This window comes from Janthinobacterium sp. SUN211, assembly GCF_030587315.1.
GTDB classification, from domain to species: Bacteria; Pseudomonadota; Gammaproteobacteria; order Burkholderiales; family Burkholderiaceae_D; genus Janthinobacterium; species Janthinobacterium kumbetense.
In genome coordinates this window covers 41,877-62,627 of the sequence record NZ_JAPWIC010000003.1, presented here as the reverse complement: position 1 = coordinate 62,627, position 20,751 = coordinate 41,877, and the positions used below count along the sequence as shown (strand labels likewise).

18 protein-coding genes are annotated in these 20,751 nt (G+C 65.1%); 5 read left to right on the top strand and 13 right to left on the bottom strand.

The genetic code is table 11. From position 1 onward, the window contains the following. The 12 genes from ccoP to O3301_RS11475 all read right to left on the bottom strand — a co-directional run bounded on the left by ccoP (window position 1) and on the right by O3301_RS11475 (window position 13,769). Entirely contained in the window at window positions 1-921 is a 921-nt protein-coding gene (gene ccoP / locus O3301_RS11530) for a cytochrome-c oxidase, cbb3-type subunit III (RefSeq protein ID WP_070278469.1), read from the bottom strand. Continuing rightward, on the bottom strand, window positions 914-1,117 hold the full coding sequence (locus O3301_RS11525; RefSeq protein WP_034782719.1) for a cbb3-type cytochrome c oxidase subunit 3: 204 nt from the start codon (window positions 1,115-1,117) through the stop codon (window positions 914-916). The genes ccoP and O3301_RS11525 overlap by 8 nt, the downstream gene beginning before the upstream one ends. 1 nt (window position 1,118) lies before the next feature. Beyond that, entirely contained in the window at window positions 1,119-1,733 is a 615-nt protein-coding gene (gene ccoO, locus O3301_RS11520) for a cytochrome-c oxidase, cbb3-type subunit II (protein ID WP_070278467.1), read from the bottom strand. Between the two features lie 15 nt (window positions 1,734-1,748). After that, window positions 1,749-3,176, bottom strand: a complete 1,428-nt coding sequence (gene ccoN / locus O3301_RS11515) for a cytochrome-c oxidase, cbb3-type subunit I (protein ID WP_034782722.1) — start codon at window positions 3,174-3,176, stop codon at window positions 1,749-1,751. Between the two features lie 237 nt (window positions 3,177-3,413). Next, on the bottom strand, window positions 3,414-3,590 hold the full coding sequence (gene ccoS, locus O3301_RS11510; RefSeq protein WP_251349659.1) for a cbb3-type cytochrome oxidase assembly protein CcoS: 177 nt from the start codon (window positions 3,588-3,590) through the stop codon (window positions 3,414-3,416). Continuing rightward, a complete protein-coding gene (locus O3301_RS11505) occupies window positions 3,590-6,028 on the bottom strand; it encodes a heavy metal translocating P-type ATPase (RefSeq protein ID WP_305056432.1) in 2,439 nt (812 codons plus the stop codon). Before O3301_RS11505 ends, ccoS begins: the two co-directional genes overlap by 1 nt. A gap of 22 nt (window positions 6,029-6,050) precedes the next feature. After that, a complete protein-coding gene (locus tag O3301_RS11500) occupies window positions 6,051-6,815 on the bottom strand; it encodes a sulfite exporter TauE/SafE family protein (RefSeq protein ID WP_305056431.1) in 765 nt (254 codons plus the stop codon). A 9-nt stretch (window positions 6,816-6,824) separates the two neighbouring features. Then, window positions 6,825-8,273 carry an oxygen-independent coproporphyrinogen III oxidase gene (gene hemN / locus O3301_RS11495; protein WP_305056430.1) on the bottom strand — a complete coding sequence of 483 codons (1,449 nt, stop codon included), beginning with the start codon at window positions 8,271-8,273 and terminating at the stop codon, window positions 6,825-6,827. Between the two features lie 24 nt (window positions 8,274-8,297). Further along, a complete protein-coding gene (locus tag O3301_RS11490) occupies window positions 8,298-9,956 on the bottom strand; it encodes a PAS domain-containing methyl-accepting chemotaxis protein (RefSeq protein ID WP_289899735.1) in 1,659 nt (552 codons plus the stop codon). A gap of 195 nt (window positions 9,957-10,151) precedes the next feature. After that, window positions 10,152-12,263, bottom strand: a complete 2,112-nt coding sequence (locus tag O3301_RS11485; protein ID WP_305056429.1) for an EAL domain-containing protein — start codon at window positions 12,261-12,263, stop codon at window positions 10,152-10,154. Window positions 12,264-12,305: 42 nt separating this feature from the next. Continuing rightward, entirely contained in the window at window positions 12,306-12,737 is a 432-nt protein-coding gene (gene yiaA, locus O3301_RS11480; RefSeq protein WP_305056428.1) for an inner membrane protein YiaA, read from the bottom strand. 84 nt (window positions 12,738-12,821) lie between these two features. Then, window positions 12,822-13,769, bottom strand: a complete 948-nt coding sequence (locus tag O3301_RS11475; RefSeq protein ID WP_251349665.1) for a DUF808 domain-containing protein — start codon at window positions 13,767-13,769, stop codon at window positions 12,822-12,824. 191 nt (window positions 13,770-13,960) lie between these two features. Here O3301_RS11475 and O3301_RS11470 point away from each other — a divergent pair, with 191 nt between their 5' ends. From O3301_RS11470 to O3301_RS11460, 3 genes are all read left to right on the top strand, one after another. Continuing rightward, on the top strand, window positions 13,961-14,602 hold the full coding sequence (locus O3301_RS11470; RefSeq protein WP_289906059.1) for a LysE family transporter: 642 nt from the start codon (window positions 13,961-13,963) through the stop codon (window positions 14,600-14,602). A 112-nt stretch (window positions 14,603-14,714) separates the two neighbouring features. Continuing rightward, on the top strand, window positions 14,715-16,508 hold the full coding sequence (locus tag O3301_RS11465) for a DUF6600 domain-containing protein (protein ID WP_305056427.1): 1,794 nt from the start codon (window positions 14,715-14,717) through the stop codon (window positions 16,506-16,508). A 350-nt stretch (window positions 16,509-16,858) separates the two neighbouring features. Beyond that, a complete protein-coding gene (locus tag O3301_RS11460) occupies window positions 16,859-17,155 on the top strand; it encodes a DUF493 family protein (RefSeq protein WP_305056426.1) in 297 nt (98 codons plus the stop codon). Here the strand turns inward: O3301_RS11460 and O3301_RS11455 are convergent. Then, entirely contained in the window at window positions 17,148-18,347 is a 1,200-nt protein-coding gene (locus tag O3301_RS11455) for a multidrug effflux MFS transporter (RefSeq protein WP_305056425.1), read from the bottom strand. The two genes, O3301_RS11460 and O3301_RS11455, sit on opposite strands and share 8 nt — an antisense overlap. A gap of 125 nt (window positions 18,348-18,472) precedes the next feature. Here O3301_RS11455 and O3301_RS11450 point away from each other — a divergent pair, with 125 nt between their 5' ends. Further along, window positions 18,473-19,945: a PLP-dependent aminotransferase family protein gene (locus O3301_RS11450; RefSeq protein WP_305056424.1), complete on the top strand. Its 1,473-nt coding sequence runs from the start codon at window positions 18,473-18,475 to the stop codon at window positions 19,943-19,945. Window positions 19,946-20,020: 75 nt separating this feature from the next. Next, the gene (gene lipB, locus O3301_RS11445) at window positions 20,021-20,725 is read left to right on the top strand and encodes a lipoyl(octanoyl) transferase LipB (protein ID WP_099666016.1); all 705 of its coding nucleotides are present in this window, start codon (window positions 20,021-20,023) and stop codon (window positions 20,723-20,725) included. The last annotated feature ends 26 nt before the right edge of the window (window positions 20,726-20,751 follow it).

The following is a 20,751-nucleotide window of genomic DNA, read 5'->3' as shown; positions in this document are numbered from 1 at the left end:
TTACTTTGCGGGTGCCTGCGGATTCGACAGGCTCCAGACATACGCCGACAGCACGTGTACCTTGGATTCGCCGAGGAAATCGCTGAAGGCCGGCATGGTGTTGCTGCGTCCCTTGCGTACGGTTTCCATGATGGTGTCGGCGCTGCCGCCGTACAGCCAGGTCTTGTCCGTCAGGTTTGGCGCGCCGAGCATCTGGTTACCCTTGGCATCGGCGCCATGACAGGCCATGCAGGCGCCGAACTTGGCCTTGCCCAGCACGGACTTGACGGGATCCGAGGTCGAGCCGGACAGGCTCAGCACATAATGGGCCACGTTCTCGACATCCTTTTCGGAGCCCAGGGCAGCGCCCATCGGTGGCATTTGCCCATTGCGGCCGTGCATGATGGTGGTCTTGATGATGTCGGGTTCGCCGCCATACAGCCAGTCCTTGTCCGTCAGGTTGGGGAAGCCCTTGTTGCCGCGCGCATCCGAACCGTGGCATTGCGCGCAGTAGGTCAGGAACAGGCGCTGGCCGATGGCTTGCGCCTGCGGATCGGCGGCCACCGTCTTCAAGTCCTGGCTCAGGTACTTGTTGAACAGGGGACCGTAGTCGGCTTCCGCCTTCTTCAGCTCTTCCTCGTACTGGCCCGTCGATTTCCAGCCCAGGCTGCCGGCATAGTTGCCCAGGCCCGGATACAGGAACAGGTAGGCCAGCGAGAAGACGATGGTGATGTAGAACAACCACATCCACCAGCGCGGCATCGGCGTATTGAGTTCCTTCAAGTCCTCGTCCCAGACGTGGCCCGTGGTGCCGTCGGCAGGGGCGCCCTCGACCACTTTGATTTTCGACTGCGAGTACAGCAGCACGCCGCAGCCGATGATGCCCAGCAGGGACAGCACGATGATGTAGATATTCCAGAAGCCATTGGTAAAGTCAGCCATGGTTATGCTCCTTCGCCAGGGTCATTTCGGCTTCGGCCGGATAGTCGAGCGCGTCGTCGGCGAACGGCAGGCGGGCTGCCGCGTCGAAGTCGCTGTTGCTGCGGCTGAACGTCCACCACAGGATGCCCACGAACGTCGTAAAGGAAACCACCGTCATGACGCTGCTGGCGCTGTCAAACAGGTTTTCGATTGCCATGCTAATTCCTTGTTTTGATTAATGTACCGAGGCCTTGCAGATAGGCGACCAGGGCGTCTTCTTCCGTCTTGTCCTGCAGCTGCGCGGGGCCGGCGGCGATCTCTTCATCGCTGTACGGCTGGCCCAGGCGTTTCAGGGCGCGCATCTTCGGCATGATGTCGTCAGGCACCAGCTTGGTCTTCGCCAGCCAGGGGTAGGACGGCATGTTCGACTCGGGCACCACGTCGCGCGGGTTGTTCAAGTGCGTGCGGTGCCATTCGTCGCTGTAGCGCGCGCCCACGCGGGCCAGGTCGGGTCCCGTGCGCTTGGAACCCCACTGGAATGGACGGTCGTAGACGAATTCGCCGGCAACCGAATAGTGGCCATAGCGTTCCGTTTCCGCGCGTAGCGGACGCACCATCTGCGAGTGGCAGTTGTAGCAGCCTTCGCGCACGTAAATGTCGCGGCCCGCCAGGCGCAGCGGCGAGTACGGTTTCAGGCCGGCGACGGGCTCCGTCGTGCTCTTCTGGAAGAACAGGGGAACGATCTCGACGGCGCCGCCGATGCTGATCACCACCGTGACCAGGGCGATCAGCAGCCAGGGGTTTCTTTCAATCCATGCATGTGAAAATTTCATTTGCTTTCGCTCCTATCAGGCGTGCGCCGCGTTCAGTTCCGGAATGCGGGCGACGGGGAGTTTGCTGCCGCGCAGAGTCATCCAGGTGTTGTAGCCCATGATGCACATACCCGACAGGTACAGCAGGCCACCGGCCACGCGCACCACGTAGTACGGATACGTCGCTTTCACGCTCTCGACAAAGGTGTAGGTCAGGGTGCCGTCCGGATTGACCGCGCGCCACATCAGGCCCTGCATCACGCCGGCGATCCACATTGCCGCGATGTACAGCACGATGCCGATGGTGGCCACCCAGAAGTGCACGTCGACCAGGCGCGTGCTGTGCATCTGCGTGCGGCCCGCCAGGCGCGGCAGCAGGTAGTAGATCGAACCCATGGTGATGAAGCCCACCCAGCCCAGGGCGCCCGCATGCACGTGGGCAACGGTCCAGTCGGTGTAGTGCGACAGCGAGTTGATGGTCTTGATCGACATCATCGGACCTTCGAAGGTGGCGATGCCGTAGAACGACAGCGAAACGATCATGAATTTCAGGATCGGATCGGTACGCAGCTTGTGCCAGGCGCCCGACAGGGTCATGATGCCGTTGATCATGCCGCCCCAGCTTGGTGCCAGGAGGACCAGCGAGAAGACCATGCCGATCGATTGCGTCCAGTCAGGCAATGCCGTGTAGTGCAGGTGATGCGGGCCCGCCCACATGTAGGTGAAGATCAGCGCCCAGAAGTGGACGATCGACAAACGGTACGAGTACACGGGGCGCTCGGCCTGTTTCGGGATGAAGTAGTACACCATGCCCAGGTAGCCGGCGGTCAGGATGAAACCCACCGCGTTATGGCCGTACCACCACTGGATCATGGCGTCCTGCACGCCCGCATACGCGGAATACGACTTGGTGAACGAGGCTGGCATGACGGCGCCATTGACCACGTGCAGAATCGTCACGGCCAGGATGTAGGCGCCGAAGAACCAGTTGGCCACGTAGATGTGCTTGACCTTGCGCTTGATCAAGGTGCCGAAGAAAACGATGGCGTAGGCGATCCAGACGACGGCGATGAGGATGGCGATAGGCCATTCCAGTTCCGCGTATTCCTTGCCGCGTGTCATGCCCAAGGGCAGGGTGACGACGGCGCACAGGATCACCGCTTGCCAGCCCCAGAACGTGAAGGCGGCCAGTTTGTCGGAAAACAGGCGCACCTGGCAGGTGCGTTGTACAACGTAGTACGAAGTAGCGAACAGGCCGCAGATGCCGAAGGCGAAAATCACCGCATTCGTGTGCAGCGGACGCAAGCGTCCGTATGTCAGCCATGGTATGTCGAGGTTCAGGGCAGGCCAGGCCAGCTGAGCGGCGATGATAACGCCAACCAGCATGCCGATGATGCCCCATACCACAGTAGCGACCGCGAATTGCTTCACGATCTTGTAGTTATAGTTCAGCGATTGATCCACAAAGACTCTCCCTGGAATTACTATTTATGATGGTGGCCAGAGAGTAAGTGTTTGACCGGGAAAAAACTTTGATGTGGATCAAAATTCCCCGGATGAAATAAGCGTAGCGAAGTGGCATCGAAATAAAGTGATATTTCGATCAAAAAAGCCATGCAAGATCCCTGCAAGCGCTGCTTGACCTGTGTCAAAAGACGCTTGCCGGCGCTGGCGGGCGTCAGCGTATTGCGTGGGAAAAAGTCAGGCCGGCGGTTCGCCGGGCGCCGGCTTGGCCGGCGTATCGTCGTCCTGCAGCACGCGCAGGCCAGGTCCGACGAGGTCGTCGAACTGGCCGCTGTCCGAGGCCGTGAAATACACCCACAGGGCGATGAAGACGACCACGACGCTTAAGGGGATGAGGAGGTAGAGAGCTTCCATTAGACTTTCCGCAGGCGCAGGGCGTTGGCGATGACGACGGCCGAGCTGGCAGCCATGCCGACACCGGACAGCCAGGGGTTGAGGAAACCCAGCGCGGCGGCCGGGATGGCCGTCAGATTGTACAGGGTTGCCCAGCCCAGGTTTTCGCGGATGATGCGCATGCTGCGCGCCGCCGTTTTCGCCGTGTCGAGCACGGAAACCAGTTGGCTCGACAGCAGCACCGTGTCCGCATGCGCCTGCGCCAGCGCGGCGCCGGAACCCATGGCGAAGGACACGTCGGCGCCGCTCAGCACGGCGGCGTCGTTGATGCCGTCGCCGACCATCGCCACCACGGCGCCCGTGGCCTGCAATTGCTGGACGAAATCGAGCTTTTCATCGGGCAGGCATTCGCCGCACGCCGTGTTGATGCCCAGTTCCGTCGCCACGCTTTGCGTCAGCGCTTCCTGGTCGCCGCTGAGCAGCACGACTTGCTTGCCGCGCCGGTGGAAATACGCGACGACGTCAGCCGCTTCCGGGCGCAACGCGTCGCTGAGTAAAAAGCGCGTCAGCCAGCGCCCCTGCGTGCCCAGGTACAGCGGCGTCATGCCCTGCATGCCGACGGCCGTGTCGCCCAGCGGCGGCCCGGCGAGGGCGGCGACAAAGGCCGCATTGCCCAGGCGGTAGCGCACGCCGTCGACGATGCCCTCCAGACCCTGGCCTTGCACTTCCTGCAATTGTTCCGCATGCGCGCGCGGCGGCTGTCCTGGCAAGCCCTCTGCCGCTGCCAGGATGGCCTGCGCCAGCGGATGGGCGCTGCCCGCTTCCAGCGCGGCGGCCACCTGCAGGCAAGCGTCCTCGCCCATGCTGCCGAGCCCCTCGGTTTGCCGCAGCACGGGCCGGCCCAGGGTCAGGGTGCCCGTCTTGTCGAAGACGATGTGGGTGGCGCGGTGCAAGGTTTCCAGCACATGCGGCTGGACGATCAGCACGCCGCGCCGCAGCAGGCTGTCGGTGGCGGCCGCCAGCGCCGTCGGCGTGGCGAGAGACAGCGCGCAGGGACAGGACACGACCAGCACGGCGATGGCCACGGGCCACGCTTGCGACGGGTCATGCCAGCTCCAGAAGGCGAACACGGCGATGGCAAACAGCAGCAAGCCCAGCACGAACCAGGCGGCGACCTTGTCGGCCCATTGGGCGATCTGCGGCTTGCCGCTGCCGGCCCGCTCGATCAGTTTCAACAGGTCGGACAGGGTGCTTTCGCGCGCCGGTTTGAGCACGCGCAAGATAAGCGCCGCGCTGGCGTTGATCGCCCCGCCCGGCACCCGTTCCCCCGTTTTTCTCCGTTGCGCCGCGCTCTCGCCCGTCAGCAGCGATAAATCGAGCGCGCTCGTGCCTTCGATGATGACGCTGTCGGCGGCGATCGCCTCGCCCGGTTTGACTAAAATGACGTCGCCGACGGCCAGGCTGCCGGCCGGCACCAGGGTGGTGGCGCGGTCGTCGGGGAAGCCCGCCATCAGCGACGCGGACGCGGGCAAGGCGTGCTGCAGGCGCTCGAGGGCCGAGGCGGCCTTGCGGCGCGCCTGCAGCTCGAAATAGCGGCTGCACAGCAGCAGGAAGATGAACATCGTGGCCGAGTCGTAATACACCTCGCCGCGGCCCGTAAAGGTCGCCACCACGCTGCCGAAGAAGGCCGCCAGGATGCCCAGCGCCACGGGCACGTCCATGCCCAGGGTGCGCGCGCGCAAACTGGCCCAGGCGCCCTGGAAGAAGGGCATGGCCGAATAGCAGATGGCGGGCAAGGTCAGCAGCAAACTGGCCCAGCGCATCAGGCTGGCCATATTGTCATCCAGGGTGCCATCCTCGGCCAGGTAGGCGGGCGCCACGTACATCATCACCTGCATCATCGACAGGCCGGCGACGAACAACTGGCGGCCCAGGGTCTTGCTGGCCTTTTGCAGGCGCTCGCCATGGCGCACGGCATCATACGGATAGGCCGTGTAGCCGACCTGGCGCACGGCTTGCAGGATGTCGCCCGGTTCGCATTCGGCGCGGCTCCAGCGCACGTACAGGCGCTCCGTGGCGACGTTCAGGCTGGCCGCCTGCACGCCGGGCAAACGCGTCAGCTGGCGCTCGATCAGCCAGACGCAGGCGGCGCAGCGGATGCCTTCGACGGACAGGGTCGCCTCGCAACTGCTGGCGTCGCGCGCGAATTGCGCGTCGTCATTGCTGTACAGGCGCAGCTCGGGCGGCACCAGGGTGGCGTCGGCCGCGTTGACGGCATATTCGTCGCGGTCGCGGTAATACGCGCTCTGGCCGATGTCGACGATGGTTTGCGCCACCGCTTCGCAGCCGGGGCAGCACATGGTGCGCGGCACGTCGTCGATGGTGACGAGCCAGCTGGAGCCGACGGGGACGGGCAAGCCGCAATGGAAGCAGGCGGAGGGTTTTAGAACAGCATTCATGGGGTTGTTTTCATGCGTCTTTTCATGGATGGCCCGTGACGCACAGGGCGTCGAGCCAGCCCAGCGACACGCCGTTGGCGGCGCGCAGCAGGCCCAGCACGCCAAAGCCCAGCACCAGCAAGCCGCTGGCGATGCGCACGGGACGGCGCTGCATCTGCGCGCGCAGGCGCGTGCCCAGCAAGCCCATGCCCAGCAGGGTGGGCAGGGTGCCCAGGCCGAAGGCGGCCATGGCGGCCGCGCCGTTCAGGGCCGAGCCTTGCATCATGGCCGTCAGCAGGGCGCTGTAGACCATGCCGCACGGCACCCAGCCCCACAGGCCGCCCACGGCCAGCGCCTTGAACGGCGTATCCATCGGCATCAGCGGCTTCAACAGGGGGCGCACGCGGCGCCAGATCACGTTGCCGGCCGCTTCCAGGTGCGCCAGGCCGCGCCAGGCATCCATCAGGTACAGGCCCAGGGCGACGAGCATCAGGTTGGCCAGCCAGTAGCCGGCCACCTGCAGGGACGCCAGGTGCAGCATGCCGGCGCCCGCCAGGCTGCCGGCCAGGGCGCCGGCCAGCATGTAGCTGGCGATGCGCCCGCCGTTGTAGGCCAGCACGCGCAGCACGTTCGATTGCACGCTGGTCTGCAATGCGGGGCGCGCCACGGCGATGGCGATCACGGGGCGGGCGGGCGCAGTGCCGCCGCTGATCGACAGGGCGCCGACGATGCCGCCGCACATGCCGATGCAGTGCACGCTGCCGGCCAGGCCGACCAGGAACATGGGCACGAGGCTCAGGGCATTCATCGGGCGGTATTACACCGTTTTCGAGTGGCGCAGCGGCTGCACCGCGTCCGGCGCCGTGTTGGCGCGCGCCAGGGTCAGGTAGCGGTCGAAGACCATGCAGATATTGCGGATCAGCAAGCGCCCTTTCGGCGTCACCGTCAGCCAGTCTTCCTCGATGACGAGCAAGCCATCTCTCGCCAGTTCGCGCAGCTTGTCCAGCTCGGCGGCGAAATAGCTGCGGAATTTGACGGGGTGCGCCTGCTCGATGGTGGCGATCGACAGTTCGAAATTGCACATCAGCATCTGGATGATGATACGGCGCAACAAATCGTCCGTATCGAGCTTGATGCCGCGCGCGATCGGCAGCACGCCTTCGTCGAGTTTTTCGTAATACGCGTCGAGCGTTTTTTCATTCTGGCTGTACACGGCGCCGACGGAACTGATGGCCGACACGCCGCAGGCGATCAGGTCCGCCTCCGCGCGCGTGGAATAGCCCTGGAAGTTGCGGTGCAAGCGGCCCTGGCGCTGCGCCACGGCCAGGTCGTCCGTTGGCTTGGCGAAATGGTCCATGCCGATGTACACATAGCCGGCGGCCGTCAGGCGCGCGATGCACAGGCCCAGCATGGCCAGCTTGGTGGCGCTGTCGGGCATGTCCGCGTCGAGGATGCGGCGCTGCGGCTTGAACAGGTGCGGCATGTGCGCGTAGTGGTACAGGGCGATGCGGTCGGGGCTGGCGTTGATCACCTTGCGCAGGGTTTCCGTCATGGTGTCCAGGTTTTGCTTCGGCAAGCCGTAGATCAGGTCGATGCTGATCGAGCGGAAACCCGCGTCGCGCGCCGCCTGCATGATGGCCACCGTTTCCGCTTCCGGCTGGATGCGGTTGACGGCTTTTTGCACGTCGGCGTCGAAATCCTGCACGCCCAGGCTGATGCGGTTGAAACCTTGCGCGCGCAGCGAAAACACGCGTTCGCGCGACACGGTGCGCGGGTCGATCTCGATCGAATATTCGCCGTCTTCATCGGAAGCGAATTCGAAATGCTGGCGCAAATGCGCCATCAGTTCATCCATCTGCTTTTCGCTCAGGTAGGTGGGCGTGCCGCCGCCGAAGTGTAATTGCTCGATCTGGTTCATGCCGGCAAACAGCTTGCCCTGCATGGCGATTTCCTGTTTCAGGTAGCTGAGATAGGTGGCCGCCTTGCTGCGGTCTTTCGTGATGATCTTGTTGCAGGCGCAGTAGTAGCACAGGGTGTCGCAGAACGGCACGTGCACATACAGCGACAGGGGACGGCGGCCGCCGCGCATGCGCAGGGCGGCCAGCGCTTCGAGGAAGTTGCCGTAGCCAAATTCCGCATTGAAACGGTCGGCGGTCGGGTAAGACGTGTAGCGCGGGCCGGACTGGCTCATCTTGCCGATGATGACCGGGTCGAATTCGACGACGGCGTCCAGGTCGGCGGAAGCACTGCTGAGTAGTGTAGGCATGATGTGTGTAAAGTCTTGAAAGGTTTAGGCGGCCAGGCGTTTCATGGCGGGCTTGCCGGCGTTCGCGGCGCCAGACTTGCCGCCAGGCATGGCGACGCGGCGCGGTGGCGGCATCTTGCCGAAATTGAACAGGCTCACGGCTTGCGACAGGCTGGCCGCTTCTTCCGCCAGGCGCGTGGCGGCCGCGGCGGCTTCTTCCACCAGGGCCGCGTTCTGCTGCGTCACCTGGTCCATATGGGCGATGGCCTGGTTGACCTGGTCGACGCCGATGCTCTGTTCGCGCGAGGCGATGGAAATTTCCTGCATGATGGCCGTCACCTGCTTGACGGAGCTGACCACCTGTTCCATGGTGGCGCCGGCGCGGTTCACCTGCAGCATGCCGGCGCCCACCTTGCCGACGGAAATTTCAATGAGTTGCTTGATATCCTTGGCTGCCACGGACGAGCGCTGCGCCAGGTTGCGCACTTCGCCCGCCACCACGGCGAAGCCCCTGCCCTGCTCGCCGGCGCGGGCCGCTTCCACGGCCGCGTTCAAGGCCAGGATGTTGGTCTGGAAGGCGATGCCTTCGATCAAGCCGATGATGTCGACGATTTTCTTCGACGAGGTGTTGATCTCGTCCATGGTGGTGATCACTTCGGAAACGATCTCGCCGCCCTGCACGGCCACTTTCGAGGCGGCCACGGCCAGCTCGTTCGCTTGCACCGAGTTGTCCGCGTTCTGTTTCACCGTCGACGAGAATTCCTCGATGCTCGAGGCCGTTTCTTCCAGGCTGGCCGCCTGCGATTCCGTGCGGCCCGACAAGTCCATATTGCCGACGGCGATTTGCTTGGTGGCCACGGCCATGGTTTCCACGTTGATGCGCACGTCGCGGATGGTGGCGATCAGGTTGCTGTTCATCTGTTGCAGTGCGCGCAGCAGTTGACCCACTTCATCCGTGCTCTCTGTTTCAAAACTGCCCGACAGGTCGCCCGCGGCAATGGCCCGCGCGCCGTTCAGGGCCTTGCCCAGCGGCTTGAGCACGGACATGCGCAAGGTGTACCAGAGGAAAACGTTGATCAGGAAACCGAACAGGGTGGCGCCGAAGATGGCGTAATTGGTGATCTGGCCGCCGCTGGCGAACAGGCTGATGACGCACACCAGCAGTTGCAGGCAGTTGACGATGGAGGTGGCGGCCCAGATGCGCAGGTTGAGCGACATGTGCGTCAGGCTGTGCAGCAGGTGCGCCAGGCCCGGGCGCACGATCTGCCCGTTCTTGATGACGATGTTGCCGCCTTCCTTGTTGCGGATGGCCGCGTAGGCTTCTTCGGCGGCCTTGACCTGGTCCTTGTCCGCCTTGACGCGCACGGACATGTAACCGATGGTCTTGCCCGCTTCGCGGATGGGCGTGACGTTGGCGCGCACCCAGTAGAAATCGCCGTTCTTGCAGCGGTTCTTGACCAGGCCCGTCCACGGCGTGCCGGCCTGGATCGAGGTCCACAGGTCGGCGAACGCTTCGGCCGGCATGTCCGGGTGGCGCACGATGTTCTGGGGCGAACCGAGCAGTTCGGCTTCGCTGAAGCCGCTGACCTGACTGAAGTAGGGGTTCACATATACGATATTGCCGTTCATATCCGTTTTCGACACGATGGCCTGATCGTCCAAGACGAGGACTTCACGGTTAGTCACTGGCAAATTTTGTCGCATGGTCGCGGCTTCCTGATCAGTTAAATAGGCAATTGGTGAGTAAGACTTGCACGATTGCAAGAATGGAGATCAGTGTAAGGAGTCGCCTGCGCAAATTTATTGATGTAGATCAAAATCCTCAAGATTGGTCGTGCTTGCACGCATTTAGCGATAGCAATGCGGCATTGTTTTAAAGATATTGGTTGCCGTCGGCGCTTAATCTGCGCCCGCCGTCAGCGGCCGCAGGCTGCCCACGGCGTAGCCTTGTGCATAGTCGATGCCCAGTTCGCGGATGACGGCCAGGGTGGCCGCGTCTTCCACGTATTCGGCCACCGTTTCCAGGCCCATCACGTGGCCCACTTCATTGATGGCCTTGACCATGGCGCGGTTGATGGCATTGGTGGCGATGTCGCGCACGAAGACGCCGTCGATCTTCAAATAGTCGACGGGCAGAGCTTTCAGGTAGCCGAACGAGGAAAAGCCGCTGCCGAAGTCATCAAGCGAGAAGCGGCAGCCCAGGGCCTTGAGCTGGCGCATGAACACTTGCGCCTTGGGCAGGTTGGCGATGACGGCTGTTTCCGTGATTTCAAAGCAGATTTGCTCGGGCGCAATCGCGAATGCCACGAATTGCTCGGTGATGTAGTCGTGCAAGCCGGCATCGGCCAGCGACATGCCCGACAGGTTGACGGAATACAGGGCCGGTGCGCGGCGCCGGCTTTCCGCCAGCGCGGCCAACGGCGGCAGGCTGTCGCGCACGCTCTGGATATGCGCGCAGACGGCGCGGATGACCCAGCGGTCGATGGACAGCATCATGTCGTAGCGTTCGGCGGCCGGGATGAAGGCGCCCGGCAAGATCAGGTCGCCCTTGCTGTTGCGGATGCGGATCAGCACTTCGTCGTGGTGTTCCGGGCTGTCGCGCAGGTGCACGATGGGCATGGCGTACAGGCGGAAATAGTCGTGGGCGAACGCTTCGTTCAGGCGCGAGATCCACAGCATTTCGCCATGCCGCTGCGCCAGCATGACATCGGACTCCTGATAGATATGGATGCGGTTGCGGCCCTGCTCCTTGGCCAGGTAGCAAGCCTGGTCGGCCGCGCTCAGCAGCTCGCTCATGGACTTGCTGTCCTGGCTGATTTCCACGATGCCGATGCTCACGCCCAGCTCGAAGCTGCGTTCGTCCCAGGCGAAACGGAAATCGCGCACGGACTGGCGCAGCTGTTCGCCGATCAGGCGCGCATGTTCGAGCGGACAGTGCGGCAGCAGCACGCCCAGTTCGTCGCCGCCCAGGCGCGCCAGGATATCGCTGTCGCGCATCCGCCCCTGCAGCATCTTGGTCAGCAGCTGCAGCAGCACGTCGCCGGCGCCGTGGCCGCAGGTGTCGTTGATGACCTTGAACTGGTCCAGGTCCAGGTACAGCAGCGCATGCGCGTGGCCATCCTGCTTGGCCGTGCGCAGGGCGCCGGCCACCAGGTGCTCGAATTCGCGCCGGTTGATCAGGCCCGTCAGGGTGTCGTGCGTGGCTTGCCACGACAGTTCCTGGCTCAGCTTGCGCTCGTGGCTGACGTCGCGGAACACGACGACGGCGCCGAGGATGTGGCCGTCGCGCGACCAGATGGGCGCGGCCGATTCCTCGACGGCGATGCGCCGCCCGTCGCGCGTGACCAGTTGCGAGCGGGGCGAAACGCCGATGGCCTGGCGCTGTTGCAGGCAGCGCATGGCCACGTGCTCGCGTGCTTCGCCCGTGCGTTCATCGGCCAGCGGCATGGTCAGGCCGATGTCCAGGCCCTGCGCCAGCTCGTTGCTCCAGCCCGTCAATTGCTCGGCCACCCGGTTCAGGTAACGCGTCTTGCCCTGCGGATCGGTGGTGATGACGCCGTCGCCGATGGAGCTGAGCGTCACTTCGGCCAGCTCCTTGCGCTCGGCGATCATCAGTTCGCGCGCCATGTGCTCGGTGATATCCCAGATGATGCCCAGGGTGCGGTCGGGCCGGCCGCCGGCATCCATGAAGATGTGCGCCTTGGCCGCCAGCCAGTGTTCGCTGCCGTCGGGCCAGACGACGCGGTATTGCAGGGCGTAGCCGCCGCGCCGGCGCACGCCGTCCTGCAGCACGTTGACCACCTTGTCGCGGTCGCTGGCGTGCACGCAATCGAGAAAGCTGCGGAATGGCTGCGTCAGCGCCCGTTCTTCCAGGCCCAGCAAGGTGGCGCCCTTGGCCGACCAGCTGACCGTGCCGTCGATGACCTGGCCAGCGACGATACGCGAATCCCAGATCGCCATGTGCGCCGCCTCCAGCGCCATCTGCAAACGTTTCTGCTGGTCGCCCATCATCCTCTCCCGACATGGATACAGGAATAGACGCGCCGCTGGTGTTTAAGTTCCCGGCAGCTCGGCGGGTGTGCTGGCCGAGGCGCGCGCCACGTCGCGCACGTTCTTTTGCACGGCCACGGCAGCAAATAGGCTGAGCAGGAACGCCATGGCATAGAACCCTTTTTCGCTGTTTTGCAGATTAGCGTTCCATAGGCCGACAGTCAATAACAGCAAGGCCAGCAGCACGGAGATCCAGCACAGGCCAAAGTAGATCCCCGTCACGGCGATGCCCTCGGCGCGGTCGCGCACGGATTTTTGCAGCGAGATGGCGGCGAACAGGCCATACATGAGGATGGTGAAGTAATAGCCCTTCTCGTTGAGCGCCATCGTGGCGTTCCACAAGCCGGACAGATAGGTGACGATGCCGATCAGCAATGCTGCCCAGGAGGCGCCGATAAAGGCGCTGCTGGGGCGTGGGGCGGGGGAAGCATGCATAGGGTCTCCATGGGCAGCGGGCGCCGCCGGCATGGCCGGGGCGGCAGGCACGGATGCGCCTGCCGCTCCATCAGACCAGAAAGCTTATTTGCTTGGCTTGATCATGCGCAACAAAGCCGACACGGCCGTGACGCCGGCCAGCACCAGGCCGCCGGCGATGAGGCCGGCCACCGCGTTGATCAGGCTGGGCGTGACGGCCGCCAGCACGGGGCCGATGCCGGCCACGCCGCCGACGGCTTCCTCGACGTGGTGCAGCATGCCGCTGGCCCACGGCCAGCCGTGCGTCAGGATGCCGCCGCCGACCATGAACATGGCCAGGGTGCCCACCACGGAGAGAAACTTCATCAGTTTCGGCGCCGCCGACACGAGCATGCGGCCAAAGCCGCGCACGCCGTCCATCAGCGCGCCCGCGCCCTTGCGCGCCGCCAGGTAAAAGCCCGCGTCGTCGAGCTTGACGATGCCGGCCACCAGGCCATACACGCCCACCGTCATGATGAGGGCGATGCCGACGACGACGGCCACCTGCTCGGCGAAGGTGGCCGCGGCCACCGTGCCCAGGGCGATGACGATGATTTCCGCCGACAAAATGAAATCGGTGCGGATGGCGCCCTTGATCTTGTCCTTTTCCAGCGCCACCAGGTCGACCTGCGGGTCGCGCAGCGCCTGCGCCAGTTCGGCCTTGTGGCTGTCGTCCGGGTGCAGATACTTGTGCGCGATCTTTTCGAAGCCCTCGAAGCACAGGTAGGCGCCGCCCACCATCAGCAGCGGCGTGATGGCCCATGGGGCAAACGCGCTGATGGCCAGCGCGGCGGGCACGAGGATGGCCTTGTTCTTCAGCGAACCGACGGCGACGGCCCAGACGACGGGCAGTTCGCGCTCGGCGCGCACGCCGGCCACTTGCTGCGCGTTCAGGGCCAGGTCGTCACCGAGCACGCCGGCCGTCTTCTTGGCGGCCACCTTGGTCATCAGGGAAACGTCGTCGAGGATGCTGGCGATGTCATCGAGCAGGGCCAGCAGGCTGGAGCCGGCCATCTCAGCGCGCTCCCACGGTGGTGGCAGGAAATTGTGGAGCGAGGAAAGTGTTGTTTTTCATGATGTTATTCTTGGTTGTACGGCAAGGAACGATGTGGCTAAGGCATGACCGCGATCTTACCTCAGGCGGGGCCGGCAAGGCCGCACGGGCCGGGTTAAAATTGCCTCTCATCACCATTTTTGGAAACCGCATGCCCTTTGCCACCTGGATCACCTTTGTCATCGCCGCCTCCATCATCGCCGTCTCGCCCGGTTCGGGCGCCGTGCTGTCGATGTCGCATGGCCTGTCCTACGGGGTAAAAAAGGCCAGCGCCACGATTCTCGGCTTGCAGCTGGGCCTGCTGGTGGTGCTGGGCATCGCGGGCGCCGGCGTCGGTTCCCTGCTGCTGGCCTCCGAAGTGGCCTTCAATATCGTCAAGACGGTGGGCGCCTTGTACCTGATCTACCTGGGCCTGTCGCAGTGGCGCGCCAAGGTGGCCGTGACGGGCGACCTGCATGCGGACGCCGTGGTGCCGTCCATGCGCCGGCGCGTGCTGACGGGTTTCCTGACGAATGTGACGAATCCGAAGGGCATCATCTTCATGGTGGCGGTGTTGCCGCAATTCATCAGCCCCACGTCTCCGCTGCTGCCGCAATTGCTGATCCTGGCCGTCACCATGTGCACGATCGACCAGATCGTCATGCACAGCTATGCCTTTTTAGCGTCCTCGATGCAGCGCTTCTTCCGCGACGCGCGCGCCGTGAAAAAGCAGAACCGCTTCTTTGGCGGCTTGCTGATGGCCGTCGGCGCCGCCCTGTTCTTCGTCAAGCGGGGCGGCCAGACGACATCCTGAGCCAGATCAAGATGCAAACATTTGTAAGCCCGCTTGCGATGCCCGCCCGATAGGACTGTAATCGGGGTGTTGTCTACCTTTCATCTCTGTCCGTCCTGCCTGGAGCGCTGCCATGCGTCCGACCCTGTCTTCCCCCTTCTTGAACACCGTGTGCGCCGTGCTGCTGTCGTCGGCGTGCTCCCTGGCCCTGGCGCAAGACCCGCCCGCCCGCGTGGGGCGCATTTCCACCGTCGAAGGGCAGGTGCTGGTGCGCGCCGGCGAGGGCGAGGCGCAAAATGCCCTGCTGAACTGGCCCGTCACGACGGATAACCGCTTGACTACCCTGCGCGGCGCGCTGGCGGAATTGCGCGTGGGTGCGGCCGCCGTGCGCCTCGATGGTGATTCCGAGCTGGAAGTGAGCGAGCTCGATGACGACAGTTTCAAATTGCACCTCGGATATGGCACGGTCAGCGTGCGCGTGCGCAATCCCGACGCGCTGCGCGGCTTCGAGCTGACCACGGCCCAGGCCCGCGTGATCCTGACCCAGCCGGGCTGGGTGCGCATCGAGGCGGGGCGCCAGCCCGGCACCAGCATCGTCAGCGTGCTCGAAGGCGCGGCCGACGTGGATGGCGCGACGGGCAGCGTCACCTTGCGTGCAGGCAAGCGCGCCGAATTGACGGACGAAGAATTGCGCACGGGCGCCTTGCAGAGAATCGCCTTCGACAACTGGCCCGAAGCCTTGCCCGCCGCCGCGCCGGCCTTGCGCTATGTCACGGACGATACGACCGGTTATGAAGAGCTGGACCGCTATGGCGCCTGGCAGGACAACACGGAATACGGCCCCCTGTGGCTGCCCAGCACGGTGCCGGCCGGCTGGGCGCCGTATAGCGACGGGCGCTGGACGTGGATCGCGCCGTGGGGCTGGACCTGGGTCGACAATGCGCCGTGGGGCTACGCGCCCTCGCATTACGGCCGCTGGGTGCTGCTGGGCCAGCGCTGGGGCTGGGCCCCGGGCCGCGAGCGCGGCCGCGTGCCTTGGGCGCCGGCCCTGGTGGGCTGGGTCGGCGGCAATCACGGGACTGGCCACGGCCAGCAGCCGGGCGTGGGCTGGTTTCCCCTGTCGCCGCACGAGCGCTACGTGCCTGGCTACCGCAGCAGTGCCGAGTATGAACGCCGCCTCAACCGCGTCGCCGACGGGCGCCGTTCCGTGATGGGCGAGCGCGAACGCCGTGAAGGCATGACGATGCTGCCGGGCGAGCGTTTTGGCGGCGCGCGCACGGTGGACGTGCCGCGCCGCAACCGCACCATCATGCCGGCGCCCGTGCTGCAAAGCATGCCCTTGAGCACGCCGCCTGCGCCGGCGGGCAACTGGCAGCGTCCCGCCGATGCGCCGCGCCAGCAAGATGGTTTCCAGCGCGACTGGGGCAACCGTCCTGGCCGTTTGCAGACGGACGATGGCCAGACGCACCTGGCGCCGCGTCCCATGCAGCCGAACCGGCCGCCCGTGCCGGCGCAGCCGCCGATACCGGCCCAGCCCGTGATGCCGGCGGCGCCTTCCTTGCCGCCCGTGCAAGACCCGGTGGCGCACCCCGGCTGGAGTGGCGAACAGCGATCCCGCGCCGAGCGGCCGCAGCCGCGCCCCGCCATCGAGCGTCCTGCCGAGGTGCAGCGCCCGGACGGCAACCGCTGGGAGCGTGGCGGCCGCCGCGAAGTGTTGCAGACGGCGCCGCCGCCTGCCATGCCTGCGCCACCGCCCGTGGCCCAGTCGCGGCCCGCGCCGCCGCCGATGCCGGCTCCTGTGGCGCGTCCGGCACAGGAGGCGCGCGGGGGCGAACGCGGCGGGCCGCCACGTGAGCGGAACAATGACCGGGGCAATGAGCGCGGCGGCCCCGGCCGTAATGGCCGGATGCAGGAAGCGGAGCGCTGAACTGGCCGCTGGCGCTGGCTGCCTGTCCGTCCGGTCATGGATTATCGACGTTCAAGCCGCCAAACCGACAGTTCGTCACATTTCAGCGGTCAAGCCGCGGTGTTTTGTCTACAGTGGAGTCATTGCAGCACAGCGCAATGCCTGCGCGGCTGACAGCACCGATTTTCCGGCTATTTTGTCCAAACGAAATAGTTTTCGCCAGCTTACAAAGCTGGCTTTTTTTTTCCGCGCCCCTGGCGCCATGGCGGCGGGCGCAGGCGCCGCCAAAGTTGGCTACAATACGCCTTTCTGCAGCCGCCGCGCGCCATGCGCCGCGCCGTCTGTTCTGACCGGCACTGATTGGATTTCCCATGCAAACCACCCCACCCACCGAAGTGACGATTCCTCCCAGCGAATCGCTGATCGAATACCCGAGCGATTTCCCCATCAAGATCATGGGCCCGACGCACGTCGATTTCGCGCTGACCATGCTGGAACTGGTGATCAGCCACGATCCGACCTTCCACGCAGGCCGCATGGAAGAGCGCCCATCGGGCAAGGGCAATTACACGGGCCTGACCGTCACCGTGCGCGCCATCAGCCGCGAGCAGCTCGACGCCCTGTACATGGCGCTGTCGGGCCACCCGATGGTCAAGATCGTCATGTAAGGCTGGCTGCCGCCACGCTGGCCCGGCTCTTCGTGAGCAGCCAGACGGCGGCAAAGGACGCGCTGGCCGCCGCCGTCACCCACAGCAGCGGTTGTGCGCTGCCGTCCGTGATGGCGGCGATGACGGCGCCGCAGGCGGCCGTGATGAGCATTTGCACGAAGAAGAACAGGCCCGAGGCGCTGCCCGCCTGGTCGCCATACGGCTGCAGCACGGCCAGCTGGCAGGCGGGGATGGCCATGCCCACCGACACCATCACCAGCAGCATGGGCGCCACCAGCGACGCCACGTGCCGCGGCGCCAAAGTCCCCGCCAGCAATAAGCTGGCTGCGCCCGCCACATTGATCAGCACCGCCACGCCCAGCAGGTAATCGGCGCCCAGGCGCGGTCCCAGCGCGCGAAACAGGCTCGATCCCCCGATATAGCCGCTGACCGTCAGCGCGAACACCAGCGCATACGCGTGCGGCGACAGGTGCATGCCCCTTTGCAACAGCACGGACGATTCCGCGATGAAGGGGAAATACGTGCAATATACACAAGCGATGGCCAGCGCATAGCGCAGGAAATACGCGTCGCCCAGCAGGCGGCGGTACAGCGCCAGGGTATTGCCCTGTGGCACGACGCTGGCCGGCCTGGTTTCCGGCACATACGCAGCGATCAGCCCCAGCGACAGCGCTCCCAGCAGGCACAGCACGCCAAACACGGCGCGCCAGCCGAACGCCGCGTCGAGCACGCTGCCAGCCAGCGGCGCCACGATCGGCGACAAACCCATCACCATCGATATTTTGCCCAGCATGCGCGCCTGCGTGGCGGGATCGAAGCGGTCGCGCACCATGACCCGGCCGATGATGGTGCCGCTGCAACCGCCGAACGCCTGCAGCACGCGCGCGGCGATCAGCACGTGCACGTCGGAAGTCACGGTGCAGACGATGCTGGCGAGCACAAAAATGCCCGTGCCGGCCAGCAGCACGGGGCGGCGTCCGTAGCGGTCGGCCAGCGGCCCGCACGCGAGCATCGAGGCGGCCGAGCCGGCCATGAACAGGCTCAGGGTCAGTTGCAGCTGCGCATCGCTGGCATGCAGGGCATCGGCCATGGCCGGCAGCGAAGGCAGATAGATGTCGATGCTGATGCGCGACAGGCAGACCAGCAGCAGCACGATGCCGCCCCAGGCCCATAAAGCGATTTGTTTCTGCATTGTTTTACACGATCCAGGCAAGCGTGCGCCCCGCTGGCGCACCGGAACGGTGAGAGTAGAATGTTTGTGGTGTAATGCGAAGTGCCAGTCATTAGAAAATTCATTGGACCACTTGGACGATTATTATGCCCCGAGGAAAATCACCGCACGCCCTGGACTTGCCTCGCCCCACCAGCTGGCTCGACAAGGCGGGCGTCAACAAGCAGGATGGCGCGTATGAAGCGCTGCGCTCGGCCATCCTGACGAAGATGTTGCCGGCGGGCAGCCGTTTGCCATCCAGCCGCACCCTGGCGGAACGGTGGGAGTTGTCGCGCGGCACCATCGAAACCGTGTTCGACCGCCTGCACGCGGAAGCGTACGTGACGCGCGTGCCCGGTTCCGGCACGCGCGTGTGCGCCGTCGTGCCGGAGCGCTTCCTGATGGCGGGCCTGGGCGACGCCGTTCCCGCCCCGCTGGCCGTGGCGCCCGCGCCTGCCTCGGATACGGGCGTGCGCGACGGCTTGCCCTTCGTGGCGCGGCGCGCCGACGCCAGCCTGTTTCCCATGGCTGCCTGGTCCAAGTGCGCCACGCGGGCGCTGGCCGCCGCCACGCCGGAGCAGTTGTGCAGCGCCGATCCCGCCGGCTTGCCCGAACTGCGCCAGCAGATCGCCGATTTCCTCGCCAAGTACCGCGGCGTGCGCTGCGACCCGCAAGACATCCTTGTCACGACCGGCATCCGCCACGCGATCGACTTGCTGGCGCGCAGCATCGTGCGCGAGGGCGACAAGGTATGCCTGGAGGAACCGGGCTATCCGGCCGCGCGCGCCCTGTTCGCCCTCGTGGGCGCCGTGCCGGTGGACATTGCCGTCGACGCCGAGGGCATCGATGGCGCCGCCCTGGCCGCGCACGCGGATGCCCGCCTCGCCTACGTGACGCCGGCGCACCAGTCGCCGCTGGGCGTGACCATGTCCGTCACGCGCCGCCTGGCCTTGCTGGAATGGGCGAACGACCATGGCGCGTGGGTGCTGGAAGACGATTACGACAGCGAATTCAATTACCAGAGCGCGCCGCTGGCAGCCTTGAAGGCGCTGGACCAGTACCAGCGCGTGATTTACTGTGGTAGTTTTAACAAGACCCTGTTTGCCGGCCTGCGCGTGGGCTTCATGGTGCTGCCGCCCGCCTTGCGGCCGCAGTTGCTGCGCACCCTGCAGTTGACGGGCAGGTCCGTGGGCGTGACGGAGCAGCTGGCGCTGTCCGCCTGGATGGAGGATGGCGCTTTCGTGCGCCATTTGCGCCAGGCGCGGCTGGCCTACAAGGAGCGGCGCGACCTGCTGTTGGCCTGCCTCGAGCAGATTGCCCCCGGGCGCTACGCTATTTCCGGCCAGCAAGCGGGTTTTCATTGCGTGCTGTGGTTGCCGCCGGGCAGCGACGAGCGGGCGTTTTGCGCGCGCGCCGCGCACGAGGGGCTGGCGCTGCAGCCGCTCGGTGATTTTTGTCACAGCGCACAATTGGCGCCAGCCGTGCTGCTCGGCTACACGGCCTTGAATGGGCCCCAGATACGCCATGCTGCACAAAAATTGGGCAGATTGCTGCTGTTGCCGGAGTCTGCCCCGGAATGAAACGGCGGCCTGGCTTATAATCACGGCTTCGCCGCAGCGTCCGCAGGGCGCCGGCAGCTGATTACAGAATCCGTCATGACCACCACCCGAACCGAAACGGCGCTGATCCGCGAGCTGGGCCGCGTCGATTACGAGCCGACCTTTGCCGCCATGCGCGCCTTTACCGACGCGCGCACGACGGACACGCGCGACGAACTGTGGGTCGTCGAGCATCCGCCCGTATTCACCCTGGGCCTGGCGGCCGACCGCGGCCACCTGCTGGCCGGCGCGGAGAATGTGCCCGTGGTGCAGACGGACCGTGGCGGCGAAGTGACGTTCCACGGCCCTGGCCAGGTGGTGATTTACCTGCTGATGGACTTGCGCCGCAACAAGCCGGGCGGCAAGCTGTATGCGCGCCAGTTCGTGCATAAAATCGAGCAAGCCATCATCAACGTGCTGGCGGCGTATAATCTCGCTGGCGAACGCATCGATGGCGCGCCTGGCATCTATATTGCCGGCGGACCAGACAAGGGTGCGAAGATCGCCGCGCTGGGCTTGAAAGTGCGCGGCAACGGCTGCACCTACCATGGCGTGTCGCTCAACGTGGCGATGGACCTGGCACCGTTTTCCTGGATTAACCCTTGCGGCTATTCCGGCCTGAAGACGGTGGACATGCGCAGCATGGGCGTGCTGGCGCCGCTGGCCGACGTGCAGCGGGCCCTGGCCCACGAATTGACCGTATTACTCGATGTAAGCGAAGTAAACAGCGCCGCAGGCGCGCCTCAGGCAGCGGATGCCTGAGCAAACAAACCAACATGCCCCTCAAG